We start from the raw sequence: 13,965 nt of genomic DNA, 5'->3' as shown, positions 1-13,965 counted from the left end.
TCCACCACAAGTCAAAACACATTTTTAACTTATTGATAACCATAACTTTTAAAAAAGTGGCACTGCCCTTGCAATACTCACCCCGTTAGGAAATTTCAGCACGGTGCAATTCGGAACCCGCAGGACGCACTCAAGCCGCGCAGAGATTTTCGCAATCCCTTGTATTGAAAAATAAATCTTCAACTGAGGTGAGCTATGAAAATCGGTGTCTTCATTCCTATCGGCAACAACGGCTGGTTAATTTCTGAAACCGCGCCACAGTACAAACCGACTTTTGAACTGAACAAAACCATCGTGCAGAAGGCGGAACACTACCATTTTGACTTCGCGCTCTCGATGATCAAACTGCGCGGCTTCGGCGGTAAAACCGAATTCTGGGAACACAACATGGAGTCGTTCACGCTTATGGCGGGCCTTGCCGCCGTGACCTCCCGCATCCAGCTTTACGCCACCGCCGCCACGCTGGTGATGCCACCGGCAATTGTGGCGCGCATGGCCGCCACGATTGATTCCATCTCCAACGGTCGTTTCGGCGTGAACGTCGTCACCGGCTGGCAGAAACCGGAATACGAGCAAATGGGCATGTGGCCGGGCGACGACTATTTCAGCCGCCGTTATGACTATCTGACCGAATATGTCAGCGTCCTGCGCGACCTGTGGGGCACCGGCCACTGCACGCTCGACGGCGAATTCTTCAAGATGGACGACTGCCGTGTGAGCCCGCGCCCGCAGTCTGAAATGAAAGTGATCTGCGCCGGACAAAGCGACGCAGGCATGGCGTTCTCTGCTAAACACGCCGATTTCAACTTCTGTTTTGGCAAAGGCGTTAACACGCCAACCGCGTTTGCGCCGACCGCTGCACGCATGAAAACGGCGGCGGAAGCTGAAGGCCGCGATGTCTCCTCTTACGTTCTCTTTATGGTCATTGCGGATGAAACCGACGCCGCCGCCCGCGCCAAATGGGAACTGTATAAAGACGGTGCCGATGCCGGTGCGCTGGCGTGGCTCACCGACCAGAGCAGCAAAGATACCAAATCCGGTGCTGACACCAATGTCCGCCAGATGGCCGATCCCACGTCGGCGGTCAATATCAACATGGGTACGCTGGTCGGCTCCTACGCCAGCGTCGCCAGAATGCTTGATGAAATCGACACCGTGCCCGGCGCAGGTGGCGTGTTGCTGACCTTCGACGATTTCGTAGAAGGCATCGAAAACTTTGGCCGTTTCATCCAGCCATTAATGAAAACCCGCCAGCACATCGCAACGCAGCAGAAAGAGGTGGCCTGATGACTTTGTTTGAGAAACCCAAAGCGGTTGAAGAACTGAACGTGGTTCGCCGCGAGCCAAAAAACAGCGGTGAGGAAACCATTCTCACGGCCCGCCCGGAAGCCATTGCGTTTACGCCACAGCAAACGGCGCTGATTGTGGTGGATATGCAGAATGCGTACGCCTCGCAGGGCGGTTATCTGGATTTAGCCGGTTTTGACGTTTCCGCCACCGCACCGGTGATCGCCAACATCAAAGTGGCGATTGCCGCCGCGCGTGCCGCAGGCATCAAAGTGATCTTCTTCCAGAACGGCTGGGACAACCAGTACGTTGAGGCCGGGGGTGCCGGTTCGCCAAACTTCCACAAATCTAACGCGCTGAAAACCATGCGTAAACGCCCGGAGCTGATGGGCAAATTACTGGCAAAAGGCGACTGGGATTACGACCTGGTGGATGAACTCCGGCCACAGCCGGGCGACATCGTGCTGCCAAAACCGCGTTACAGCGGATTCTTCAACACCCAGCTCGACAGCTTGCTGCGCAGTTACGGCATTCACCATCTGGTGTTTACCGGCATCGCCACCAACGTGTGTGTGGAATCCACGCTGCGTGACGGTTTCTTCCTCGAATATTTCGGCGTGGTGCTTGAAGACGCCACCCATCAGGCTGGCCCGGAATTCGCGCAAAAAGCGGCGATTTATAACATCGAAACGTTCTTCGGCTGGGTCTCCAGCGTCCGCAACTTCTGCGACGCCGTGGGTTATGACGCTAAACAAAACGCCGCATAACGGCTTTATGAAGAGGAAATAGCAATATGCCTAAAAGTGCCATTATTCCGGCTGGCAGCGGCGTTCCGCTGGCACCGTTTGTTCCGGGAACGCTGGCCGACGGCGTGGTCTACGTCTCCGGCACACTGCCTTTTGATAAAGACAATAACGTCGTGCATCTGGGCGATGCCGCCGCGCAAACCCGCCATGTGCTGGAAACCATTAAAAGCGTGATTGAAACCGCAGGCGGCGCAATGGATGACGTCACCATGAATTCGATTTTCATTACCGACTGGGCGAATTACGCCGCCGTGAATCAGGTTTACGCTGAGTACTTTCCGGGCGAAAAACCGGCGCGGTTCTGCATTCAGTGCGGGCTGGTCAAACCGGGCGCGCTGATTGAAATCGCCACCATCGCGCACATCGGCAAGTAAAACGCCGGGATCCGTTCTCCTGAAGACCTTGAGGAAACATCATGTATTACAAGGTATTGGGTAAGAATAATGCAGACGCCGAAACCGTGGTGCTTTCCTCCGGCCTCGGCGGTTCAGGCAGTTTCTGGCAACCCCAGCTGGCGATGCTGAGCGAGCATTTTCGCGTCATCATTTATGACCAGCACGGAACCGGCGTCAGCAAAGGCACAGTGCCCGCTGGTTACCGGATGGAAGATATGGCCGATGAACTCGCCGGACTGCTCAACGAACTGGATATCACCCGCTGCCATCTGGTAGGTCACGCGCTCGGCGGTATTATTGGCCTGCATCTGGCACTGCGTTATCCCGCGCTGCTGCAAAGCCTGGTGGTGATCAACGGCTGGGCGAAGCTCGACAACCAGACGCGCCGGTGCTTTGAAGTCCGCCAGAATTTACTGCTCAACAGCGGCGTCGATGCCTACGTGCAGGCGCAACCGCTGTTTCTGTATCCGGGCGACTGGCTGTCGGCCAACGACGCATTACTTCAGGATGAGCGCCAGCATCAGGTGGCGCATTTTCAGGGAATGGAAAATCTGCTTCACCGTTTACAGGCGCTGATGAATTCCGATCTGACCCAAACGCTCGGGCAGGTCATCGCGCCCACGCTGGCGTTCAGCTGCAAAGATGATTTGCTGGTGCCGTGGATGCGTTCTGCCGATCTCGCCGAACGCCTGCCGAACGGTGAACACACACAAATGTTGTACGGCGGCCATGCTATGAGCGTGACCGACCCGGAAACGTTTAACCCGATTTTACTGGAATGGCTGCAACGGCACTCATCGCAAAAACCTGCCGCGCCTTCCCATCGCCTGCCCACGGAGACAACATGGCCGAAACATTAACCGCTACGCCAGCCGTTGAAAAACAAGCGTTTCGCGATGCGATGGCGCATCTCGGTTCCGCCGTTAACATTATCACCACTGACGGCCCCGGCGGTCGCGCGGGCTTTACCGCATCCGCCGTGTGCAGCGTCACCGACTCACCGCCGACCCTGCTCGTTTGCCTGAACCGCTCGGCGTCGGTGTATCCGGCATTTACCGAAAATCAGGTGCTGTGCGTCAATACGCTCGCCGACTGTCATGAATCGCTGTCGAATTTATTCGGCGGAAAAACGCCAATGGAACAACGCTTTGAGGCCGCCGAATGGTCATCCCTCTCCACCGGTTCTCCCATTCTCAGCGATGCGCTGGTCTCGTTTGATTGCAAAATCACGCAAGTCACCCGCGTCGGCACCCACGATATTTTGTTTTGCGAAGCCGTCGCGATCACCCGCAACGACGAACGCCACGGACTGGTGTATTTCGACCGCCGCTATCACCCGCTGATGCGGCAGTCAGCCTGTTAACTCAACCTGATTAGGGAATTGCAGCATGGCAAATACCAATACCTCCTGGTTTCCAAAGTGGCGTAAAAGAGAAGGCAATCTGGATGGCGCCGTTATTGCGCCAGACGAAAGGCTGCCGTTAGGGCCGACGGTGATTATGGGGCTGCAACATACCGTCGCCATGTTCGGCGCGACGGTATTAATGCCGCTGCTGATGGGGTTTGACGCCAACATGGCGATCCTGATGTCCGGCATCGGCACCCTGCTGTTTTTCCTGGTGGTCGGCGGACGCGTGCCGAGTTACCTCGGGTCGAGCGCGGCGTTTGTCGGGCTGGTGATTGCGGTGACCGGCTACAGCGGCCACGGCGCGAACCCGAATATCGGCGTCGCGCTCGGCGGGATTATTGCCTGCGGCGTCATTTATACGCTGATTGGTTTTGTGGTGATGGCCGTCGGTACGCGCTGGATTGAACGCCTGATGCCGCCGGTCGTGACCGGTGCTGTGGTGATGGCAATTGGTCTGAACCTCGCGCCGATTGCCATTAACAGCGTCTCCGCGTCGTCGTTTGACAGCTGGATGGCGGTGGTCACCGTGCTGTGTATTGGCTCAGTGGCCGTTTTCACCCGCGGGCTGGTGCAGCGTTTACTTCTGCTGCTCGGGCTGGTGGCGGCGTATCTGATTTATATGCTGGTCACAAACGTCATGGGGCTGGGCGCGCCGGTAGATTTCACCACCATCGCGCAGGCGCCGTGGTTTGGCCTGCCGACCATCACCACGCCGATGTTCAGCACCCACGCGATGCTGATGATTGCGCCGGTGGCCGTGATTCTGGTGGCGGAAAACCTTGGGCACATTAAAGCGGTCGCGGGCATGACCGGTAAAAATCTCGATCCATACATGGGCCGCGCGTTTGTCGGCGACGGGCTGGCGACATTACTGTCAGCCTCTGCGGGCGGAACCGGCGTGACAACCTACGCGGAAAACATCGGCGTCATGGCGGTCACAAAAATTTATTCCACGCTGATTTTCGTCGCTGCTGCCATTGTTGCCATTGTGTTGGGCTTTTCGCCCAAATTTGGTGCACTGATCCACACCATTCCCGGTCCGGCATTGGGCGGCGCGTCGATTGTGGTGTTCGGATTGATTGCCGTCGCCGGTGCGCGCATCTGGGTACAAAACCAGGTGGATCTGGGTCTTAACGGCAATCTCATCATGGTTGCGGTCACGCTGGTACTGGGCGCAGGCAACTTTACCCTGAGTCTGGGCGGCTTCAGCATGGGCGGTATCGGCACAGCAACGTTTGGCGCAATTTTGCTGAACGCTTTCCTCAGCCGCAGCAAACAGGTTAAAACGCAGCCGGAAATAAAAACTGGCACAGAAGCTGCATTAAAAGATCACTGACGACCTCAGTTTCTCCTTAGCTCATCATTTTTGATGATCGCCAGCGGTTATCCGGTCCACCCGTCCGGATTAGCCGCTGGTTTTTTTCTTTCTGCGCCTCACACATTCCCACATTGCAGCTAAGTAATGCGAAATTCCTTCGTTCACCTCCCCTTTAAATTGGTTTGTTATGGAACCAGCACTTTCGTTCTATATGAATAAAAAGTGATTCATCTGCCAGACATCGCCAAAAATAAAAAGGGTCTCACTATGCACATTCTTCGCCGGAAAAACGCGGTCACACGCGCCCTGGCTTTAGGGGTATTGATCACCAGTTCTTCCGCCGTTTTTGCCGCCGACGCAACACCGGTTAAGGGCGGAACACTGGTTTATCTTGAACAACAGGCGCACACCAATTTGTATCCTCCGGCCGGTGGTTTTTACCCAAACGGCGGCATCCTCAATCAGATCACCGACAAACTGACCTATCAGAACCCGCAGACGCTGGAAGTCGAACCGTGGATTGCTGAGTCCTGGAGCTTCAACGCCGACAAAACCGAATACACCTTCAAACTGCGTCCGGGCGTGACCTTCTCCGACGGCACGCCGCTTGATGCTAACGCCGTGGCGAAAAACTTCGACACCTACGGGCTGGGCAATAAAGAACGCCATCTGCCGGTTTCCGAAGTGATTAATAACTACGACCACAGCGAAGTGATTGACCCGCTGACCGTGAAGTTCTACTTCAAAAAATCCTCACCGGGCTTCCTGCAAGGCACGGCGACCATCGGCTCCGGGCTGGTATCACTGAGCACGCTGGATCGCAATTTTGATGCGCTGGGTGACGCGACGCACATCATCGGTTCCGGCCCGTTCGTCGTCAGCAAGGAAACGCTCGGTCGTGAAGTCGATCTGACGGCGCGCAAAGATTACAACTGGGGGCCGAAAAACCTCAAACAGCAGGGCCGCGCCAATCTCGACGGCATCAAAGTGATCGTCACCGGCGAAGACAGCGTGCGTATCGGCGCGCTGCTGGCCGGTCAGGCAGATTTCATCCGTCAGGTTCAGGCGTACGACGAGAAACAGGCCAAAGACCAGAACTTCCCGATTTATGCCGCGCCAACCAAAGGCGTGAACGACAGCATTTCGTTCCGTCCGGACAACGCGCTGGTGTCTGATCTCAAAGTCCGTCAGGCGCTGCTGCACGCCACCAACAGCAAACAGGTGGTCGATACGCTGTTCTCGCCAAACTATCCGCAGGCCACCTCCGTCATCGCCAAAACCGCCGCCGGTTACGTGGATCTGAGCAACAAACTGACTTATGACCCGACGCTGTCGAAAAAACTGCTGGATGAAGCAGGCTGGAAACCGGGCCCGAACGGCCTGCGCCAGAAAGATGGCAAAACGCTGTCGCTGACCATTTATGAATCCCTGCCGCAGCCGCAAAACAAAGAAGTCTTGCAGCTGGTTTCACAGCAGTGGAATCAGGTCGGCGCGAAGCTGAACATTCTGGCCGGTGACGCGGGCAGCCGCGTGGCGGACAACCTGGATCCTGAAAAAACTCCGGCGAACGTGGTGGAAGTCGGTCGCGCCGATCCGGACGTCATCAAAAGCTCCTTTTACCCGACCAACCGCGATGCGCTGCTGCAAAAAGGCGGCCTGAGCAGCAAGGTGAAAAGTTTCCGTGACGACAAACTGAACGACCTGCTGGTGGCGATTTCAGCTGAAGTGGATCCGAAAAAACGTCTGGCCCTGGCCGGTGACGTGCAGAACTACCTGCTCGATCAGGCTTACGTCATTCCGATTTTCGAAGAACCGCAGGTCTTTGCCGGTGCGCCTTATTTCAAAGGCGTGAGCTTCGAAGCCGTTGGCCGTCCGAGCTTCTACGGCGCATGGCTTGAAAAGCACTAACAGGCAGGAGTGAATCATGAACCGATACGTTAGCGGCCGGTTCGGGCAGGCTTTGTTGGTGTTGTGGGCGGCGTTTACCGTCTCTTTCATTCTCCTGCAAGTGCTGCCTGGCGATGCCATTCTGATTAAATTCCAGAACCCGGACATGGGGCTGAGCCCGGCGCAAATCGCGGATATGCGCGCGGCCTACGGCGCGGATGTGCCGCTGGTGCAGCAATATCTGCATACGCTGGGGAATTTCCTGCGCGGGGATCTGGGCTATTCGATTCAGGCTGGCGTACCGGTCACTGAATTACTCAGCAGCAACTTTCCGCCGACCTTGCGGCTGGCGCTGATGGGCTTCGCACTGGCCGCCGTGGTGGCCTTTGCGCTGGCGTTTATCTCCAGCCTGCTGCATTTCGGCTGGCTGAAAAACCTGTTGCAGTCGGTGCCGTCGCTGTTTATTTCCATTCCGACCTTCTGGCTCGGCATCGCTCTGATTCAGTTTTTCTCTTTCCATTTGCGCTGGATCCCGGTGATCAATCCGGGGGAATGGGTCGGGCTGATTTTACCGGTGGTGACGCTGGCCGTGCCGATTTCCGCACCGCTGGCGCAAATTCTTATCCGCAGCATTGATCAGGTGCAGACCCAGCCGTTCGTCGCCGTCGCCCGCGCCAAGGGGGCCAGCCGCAGCGGCGTGCTGTGGCGTCATGTGGCGCGCAACGCCCTGCTTCCGGTGCTAACTATCGCCGGTTTGCTGTTTGGCGAACTGATCGCCGGGGCGCTGATCACCGAAACGGTATTTGGCCTGAACGGCCTCGGGCAACTGACGCAGCAGGCGGTGAACAATCAGGACGTCGCGGTTTTACAGGCGATTGTGGTGATTTCCGCCGCCGCTTTTGTCGGCATCAATTTACTGGTTGATTTGCTTTATCCGCTGCTTGATCCGCGTCTTAAAGCTAACGCTTCGAAAAACTCAAAGGGAGCCACCGCATGAGCAGCTTACCGCTGGGTAAAAGCACTCTTTCCCTGCCCGCCACACAGCGCCGCCGCTGGAAACCGGCCCGTTTACAACCGGGGCTGATCATCGCCTGGCTGGTGATCGCGACCGTGATTTTATGGGCGGTCGCGCCCGGCTGGTTTACCGGTTACAGCGGCACCGAAGGCATCGCGGGCGCACAGCGTCTGGCTCCGCAGGCCGGTCACTGGCTGGGCACCGATCAGCTCGGCCGCGATGTGTACGCCCGCATCGTTTACGGCGCGTCGCATTCACTCTCCGGCGCACTGGTCGCCGTGGCGCTCGGGCTGGTGTTCGGCACCGCATTAGGGCTGGCAGCCGGTGCCAGCGGCGGCATTGTTGATGCAATTGTCATGCGCATCAACGACGTGTTGCTGTCGATTCCCGGCCTGCTGTTGTCGCTAAGCGTCATCATTTTGCTCGGCTTCGGCACGGTTCACGCGGCGATTGCCGTCGGGGTCACCTCCGTCGCCAACTTCGCCCGCCTCGCCCGCGCCGAAGTGGTATTGGTGCGCCACAGCGATTACGTCGAAGCGGCCTATGGCAGCGGCGGCACCTTCTTCTCGATCCTCTGGCGGCACATTCTGCCGAACTCGCTGACCTCGGTCATCGCCTTCTCGGCATTGCAATTTGGCAGTGCGATTCTGGCGATTTCCACCCTGAGTTTCCTCGGTTACGGCACACCGCCGCCAACGCCGGAATGGGGTTTACTGATTGCCGAAGGCCGTAACTACATTTCAACCGCCTGGTGGCTGACCACCTTCCCCGGCATCGTCGTGGTGCTGGTGGTGCTTTCCGCCAACCGCATCAGCCAGTCATTTCGCAGGAGAACGCGATGAGCACACAGGCAATTTTGAATAACCACGCCGCACCCGTTCTTGAGCTGGATAATCTGACGATTGCCTACGACGGCAAAGCTGTCGTCCACAACGTCTCATTTTCCATTAACGCCGGAGAAGTGCTGGCACTGGTGGGCGAATCCGGTTCCGGTAAAACCACTACCGCGCAGTCGATCATCGGCCTGCTGGCGGAGAACGGTCATATCGAACAGGGCGAAATCCGCCTGAACGGCACCGACATCAGCCAGTGGTCGCAGCGCCGCCTTGATGCCCTGCGCGGCGCACGCATCAGCCTGATCCCGCAGGACCCGACCAGTTCTCTGGATCCGGTGAAAACTATCGGTTCGCAGGTTGCCGAAATTCTGGATATCCACCAGCGTCTGCCGCGTATTCAGCGCGACGCACGCGTGGTGGAACTGCTGACCCGCGTCGGCCTTACGCACCCGGAACAGCGCGCGAAACAGTATCCGCACGAGCTTTCCGGTGGCATGAAACAGCGTGTGCTGATTGCGATTGCCATAGCGCTGCAACCGGCGCTGATCATTGCCGACGAACCGACCAGCGCACTCGACGTCACGGTGCAAAAACGCATTCTGGATTTGATTGACGATTTGCGCCGCGAATCCGGCACCGCCGTTTTGCTGGTCACGCACGATCTGGCGATTGCCGCCGAACGCGCCGACCGTTTACTGGTGTTCCGCCACGGCCAGGTGCAGGAACAGGGCGTGACGGCGGAAGTGCTGAACGCGCCGAAAAGCGATTACACCCGCCAGCTGTTTGCCGACGTTCCTGCCCTTTCCGGCCGACACCGCGCGCATATTGCCGCCGTCGCCGAACCGGTGCTGTTGGTCGAAAATGTCACCCATGATTTCTCCCTGGGCGGTAAACATCAGGCGGCATTCCGCGCCGTTGATAACGTTTCGTTCAGCATTCCGCGCGGCACCACGCATTCTCTGGTCGGCGAATCCGGCTCGGGTAAAACCACGCTGGCGCGCATTCTGCTCGGTTTTCAGAAACCGGACAGCGGCCGCGTATTGATCGACGGCGAAGACATCACGCGCCTCAAAGGCGAAGCGCTGCGTCAGGTACGCCGTAAAATTCAGCTGGTCTATCAGAACCCGTTCGCCTCGCTGGATCCGTCGCAGACCTTGTTCAGCGTGATTGAAGAACCGCTGCTGAACTTCGAAAAAATCCCGTCAGCCGTACGCCGTGAGCGCGTTCTGGATATCGCCCGCCGTGTGGCGCTGCCGGAAGAACTGCTGGGCCGCAAACCGCGTGAGCTTTCCGGCGGCCAGCGTCAGCGCGTGGCGATTGCGCGGGCGCTGATCCTCGAACCAAAAGTACTGGTACTCGACGAAGCGACCTCGGCGCTCGACGTCACCGTACAGGCGCAAATCCTGACCCTGCTCCGGGAGCTACAGGATTCACTCGGCCTGACCTATTTATTTATCTCGCATGATCTGGCGACCGTCCGGCAAATCTCCCACAGCGTCTCGGTGCTCAACCGCGGGCAACAGGTGGATTCCGGCAGCGTGGAAGACGTGTTTGCGCTGCCTTCCAGCGATTACACACGGCAGCTGATTGATGCGATCCCCGGCCGGCACCGCGCCGCCTGAGTCAGCACATGAAAAAGAAAAGAGGGACATTATGAGCAGCAAACGTCTTGGGTTTTTCACCCGACTTCTGGATAACACCAGCGCGCAGGAACGTTACCGGCTGGCGACCGAGCAAATTATTCACGCCGAGCAGCTGGGTTTCGACTCCGCGTGGGTCGCGCAGCACCATTTTCACGAAGCCGAAGGCGGCCTGCCCGCACCACTGGTCTTCCTTGCTCAGGTCGCGGCGCATACCCGCTTTATCCGTCTCGGCACCGGCGTGATTACGCTGCCGATGGAAAATGCGCTGCGCGTGGCAGAAGACACCGCCGTGCTGGATTTACTCTCCGGCGGACGGCTTGAAATCGGGCTGGGTTCCGGCGGCACGCCGTCGTCATTTCTGCCGTTCGGCTTTGAAAGCAGCGAGCGCGGTGCGGTGTTTAGCCATAATCTGCAAACCCTGCTGACCGCCTGGCGCGGCGAACCGCTGGCGGGCACCGATAACCGGTTGTATCCGGCGGCACCGCATCTGGAAAAACGCGTCTGGCAGGCCACATTCTCGGTTGACGGCGGCGCACGTGCCGGTAAATCCGGCGACGGGCTGATGCTTTCGCGCACCCAGCCACGCCCGGCGAATGCGCCAGACCTGCGTCTCGACGAATTGCAAAACCCGATTATCGATGCCTATCTCGACGCGCTGCCGGACGGCGTTGCGCCGCGCATCATGGGCTCACGCACGGCATTTGTGACCGAAAACGGCGACGAAGCCCGCGAACTGGCGCAAAAAGGTTTACGCCGTCAGGCCGAAAATCACCGTGCCGGCGGACAGATTGTGAACGGCGATACGCTGGATGATTACATCCGCACCTTCGACGTGCATCTTGGCACCGCGGAGCAGGTCACCGCCACGCTACAGGCCGACACCGCTCTGGCCCGCGTCACCGATCTGGCGTTTCAGGTGCATTCTATCGATCCGCCGCATCCTTACATTTTGCGTTCCATTGAACTGATTGCGCGTCACGTCGCGCCAGCCCTTGGCTGGGTTCGCCGCACGCCGCAGCGCCGTGTTTCCACCTCTTCCGCCGACCCTACGCTCTCAAAGGCTGCATTTACACAGGACAACTTATGACCACTTATTCGACTGATCTGCTGGAAAAACTGGCTGAAATCGCGCCGTCTTCTGAACTGAAACAGGCACGCGACACCCGCGACGCTGCGACCCGCCACGCGCAAGGCAGCTACGATGCGCTGTTTACCGAACAGGACGGCGTGGATTTCACGCTTGCCGAGCGTCTGCGTTTAGCGCAAAACGTCGCGCGCTGGCACGGCGATTCACAGCTCACCAATCACTATTCTGAGCGTTTGCAGGATTTGCCGGATATCGACGAAACCGCCCGTCTCGACGCCGCGCTGACTCACGGCGAACGCCTGAGCTTCAAACCCGCCAGCGCCACGCCTGCACATTTACAGGCACTGAAAAAAGCGGGCTGGTCGGTGGATGCCATCGTCACGATTTCGCAGCTGATTGCTTTCGTCAGTTTCCAGAGCCGCGCGCTGCGCAGCTACCGTCTGATTGGCGGCAAACCGGTGGAAAACGCCAGCAATAAACCGGTCGGCGCCGCGTTCTGGCGCACTGAACCGAATACCCACAGCGGCCGCGATGCACCGCAGGCATTCACGCAGGAAGAGCTTGGCTGGGAACCGTGGATCCCGTCCAAAAAGCTGGAGGAATTTGATGAAGCCCAGCAGGCGATTCTGGCGAAATTCGGTCATACCGATTCCGACTATTTCCGCCTTTTAGGCCGTAACCTGCCGGTGCTTGAACAACGTACGCTGACCGACAAAGGCATTTTCTACACCTCCGGCGGCCTGCTGCGCAAAGAGCGTGAACTGGCGGCCACCGTAGCGAGCAAAATCAACGGCTGTATTTACTGTGCGTCGGTGCATTCGCGTAAGGCCAGCCAGCTTTCCAAACAAACCGAAGACGTTCAGCGGCTGATCGACACCCCGCCGGGCGGCATTCTCAGCAAGGAACAATCCCCGCGCTGGCAGGCCGAAATTGATTTCGCCGCCGCGCTCTCCGCCACGCCGCCGGTCGCCTCGCCGGAACACATTAAGGCACTGCGCGATCAGGGTTTGAACGAACTGGAAATCGTCGATCTGGCGCAGTCTGCGGCGTTCTTCGCCTGGGCAAACCGCCTGATGTTAACGCTGGGAGAACCGTTTAATGACTGATTCACAGACTTCTCAACGCCCGGTTCCGCAGCTCGATCACGTAGTGATTAACGTCGCCGAACAGCTTAACGGTGCCGAGCAGCAGTTCCGTCGTCTCGGTTTCCAGCTCACACCGCGAGGCCATCACTCGCTCGGTTCCAGCAATCATCTGGCGATTTTCGGCGAAAACTATCTGGAACTGCTCGGCTTCGAACCGGGCAATGCGCATACGCGTAAAGATCTCTGGCAGGCTCCGCTCGGCCTCACCGGTCTGGTGTGGAAAACGCAGAATTCGAACGCCGTGTTTGATCATCTGCAACAGCAAAACATCGCGGGTTCAGCACCGGCAGAATTCTTTCGCCCCGTGGCGCTTAACGACGGCACCTCGCCCAATGCCCGGTTCCGCACGGTCCCGCTGGCCGCCGACCGCGTGCCCAATGGCCGCAGTTTCTTTTGCCAGCACCTGACCCCGGAACTGGTGTGGCGCACCGAGTGGCAAAACCACCCGAACGGCGTCGCGGACATCACCGGTTTTGTGATTTCCGCCGCCTCCCCCCAGGCCGCCGCGAAAGTGTACGGCGAACTGTTCGGCACAGAAGCCTTGCAGACTAGCGCTGAAGGCGTGACATTACGCGCCGGTCGCGCAACCGTCCGGTTTGTGACGCCACAACAGGCGCAGGCCGAGTTTGGGACCGTACCGGAGGGGGAAAACGGGAGTGCGCGGATGGTCGGGTTGGAATTTGCGACCCGGTCGCTGGATGCGGTGCGCAATAGCCTGCGCGTGGGGGAAATCTCGTTTAATGACTTAACCAGCCGGGTTTTGGTTCGCGCTGCGGATTCGCTGGGAGTGGCGGTTAGTTTTAGCGAAGAATAAATTCCAGGTCGTGGGCTCGCCGCCCAAACCCGCAAAACCTTGGGTTGCCGTTCAAAACTGCAAAACCTTGGGTTGCCGTTCAAAACTGCAAAACCTTGGGTTGCCGTTCAAAACTGCAAAACCTTGGGTTGCCGCTCAAAACTGCAAAACCTTGGGTTGCCACCCAAACCCGCAAGACCTTGGGCTCGCCGCCCAAACTGGCCCAAAGGGCGCGTTAACGCGCGCGCCCTCTGGACACCCGCGCTTTTCAACTGCGCGCTGCCGCTCGCTGGCTATGTTTCAGCAACTCCGGCTAGTGCCGCAAACGCCGCCGCTGCGCGGTAC

Annotated in this window: 13 protein-coding genes; all 13 read left to right on the top strand. The window is 58.2% G+C overall.

Annotation, left to right across the window (positions count from 1 at the left end; translation table 11 throughout):
- Window positions 1-195 precede the first annotated feature (195 nt).
- The 13 genes from rutA (at window position 196) to GW579_RS14020 (ending at window position 13,641) form a co-directional block, all read left to right on the top strand.
- Window positions 196-1,287 carry a pyrimidine utilization protein A gene (rutA, locus tag GW579_RS14080; RefSeq protein WP_152325554.1) on the top strand — a complete coding sequence of 364 codons (1,092 nt, stop codon included), beginning with the start codon at window positions 196-198 and terminating at the stop codon, window positions 1,285-1,287.
- Window positions 1,287-2,054: a pyrimidine utilization protein B gene (rutB, locus tag GW579_RS14075; RefSeq protein ID WP_152325553.1), complete on the top strand. Its 768-nt coding sequence runs from the start codon at window positions 1,287-1,289 to the stop codon at window positions 2,052-2,054. The genes rutA and rutB overlap by 1 nt, the downstream gene beginning before the upstream one ends.
- Before the next feature lie 26 nt (window positions 2,055-2,080).
- Window positions 2,081-2,467, top strand: a complete 387-nt coding sequence (rutC, locus tag GW579_RS14070) for a pyrimidine utilization protein C (protein ID WP_152325552.1) — start codon at window positions 2,081-2,083, stop codon at window positions 2,465-2,467.
- A 41-nt stretch (window positions 2,468-2,508) separates the two neighbouring features.
- Window positions 2,509-3,348, top strand: a complete 840-nt coding sequence (gene rutD, locus GW579_RS14065; RefSeq protein ID WP_165059576.1) for a pyrimidine utilization protein D — start codon at window positions 2,509-2,511, stop codon at window positions 3,346-3,348.
- A complete protein-coding gene (gene rutF / locus GW579_RS14060; protein WP_152325550.1) occupies window positions 3,333-3,851 on the top strand; it encodes an NADH-dependent FMN reductase RutF in 519 nt (172 codons plus the stop codon). Before rutD ends, rutF begins: the two co-directional genes overlap by 16 nt.
- Before the next feature lie 25 nt (window positions 3,852-3,876).
- A complete protein-coding gene (gene rutG, locus GW579_RS14055) occupies window positions 3,877-5,232 on the top strand; it encodes a pyrimidine utilization transport protein G (RefSeq protein ID WP_165059574.1) in 1,356 nt (451 codons plus the stop codon).
- 249 nt (window positions 5,233-5,481) lie between these two features.
- Complete coding sequence (locus tag GW579_RS14050; protein ID WP_152325548.1) at window positions 5,482-7,122, top strand: TIGR04028 family ABC transporter substrate-binding protein; 1,641 nt, start codon at window positions 5,482-5,484, stop codon at window positions 7,120-7,122.
- Between the two features lie 16 nt (window positions 7,123-7,138).
- On the top strand, window positions 7,139-8,098 hold the full coding sequence (locus GW579_RS14045) for an ABC transporter permease (RefSeq protein ID WP_101077266.1): 960 nt from the start codon (window positions 7,139-7,141) through the stop codon (window positions 8,096-8,098).
- Window positions 8,095-8,958: an ABC transporter permease gene (locus GW579_RS14040; RefSeq protein WP_165059573.1), complete on the top strand. Its 864-nt coding sequence runs from the start codon at window positions 8,095-8,097 to the stop codon at window positions 8,956-8,958. Before GW579_RS14045 ends, GW579_RS14040 begins: the two co-directional genes overlap by 4 nt.
- Window positions 8,955-10,574 (top strand): dipeptide ABC transporter ATP-binding protein, encoded by a 1,620-nt coding sequence (locus GW579_RS14035; protein ID WP_165059571.1) that lies wholly within the window; start codon window positions 8,955-8,957, stop codon window positions 10,572-10,574. Before GW579_RS14040 ends, GW579_RS14035 begins: the two co-directional genes overlap by 4 nt.
- Window positions 10,575-10,605: 31 nt before the next feature.
- The gene (locus GW579_RS14030; protein WP_152325545.1) at window positions 10,606-11,682 is read left to right on the top strand and encodes a putative FMN-dependent luciferase-like monooxygenase; all 1,077 of its coding nucleotides are present in this window, start codon (window positions 10,606-10,608) and stop codon (window positions 11,680-11,682) included.
- Window positions 11,679-12,788: an alkylhydroperoxidase domain protein gene (locus GW579_RS14025; protein WP_165059570.1), complete on the top strand. Its 1,110-nt coding sequence runs from the start codon at window positions 11,679-11,681 to the stop codon at window positions 12,786-12,788. The genes GW579_RS14030 and GW579_RS14025 overlap by 4 nt, the downstream gene beginning before the upstream one ends.
- On the top strand, window positions 12,781-13,641 hold the full coding sequence (locus tag GW579_RS14020; RefSeq protein WP_165059568.1) for a VOC family protein: 861 nt from the start codon (window positions 12,781-12,783) through the stop codon (window positions 13,639-13,641). Before GW579_RS14025 ends, GW579_RS14020 begins: the two co-directional genes overlap by 8 nt.
- The last annotated feature ends 324 nt before the right edge of the window (window positions 13,642-13,965 follow it).

Origin of the sequence: Rahnella contaminans, from assembly GCF_011065485.1 — a bacterium.
Lineage (GTDB): Bacteria > Pseudomonadota > Gammaproteobacteria > Enterobacterales > Enterobacteriaceae > Rahnella > Rahnella contaminans.
This window is presented reverse-complemented; position numbering and strand designations above follow the sequence as displayed.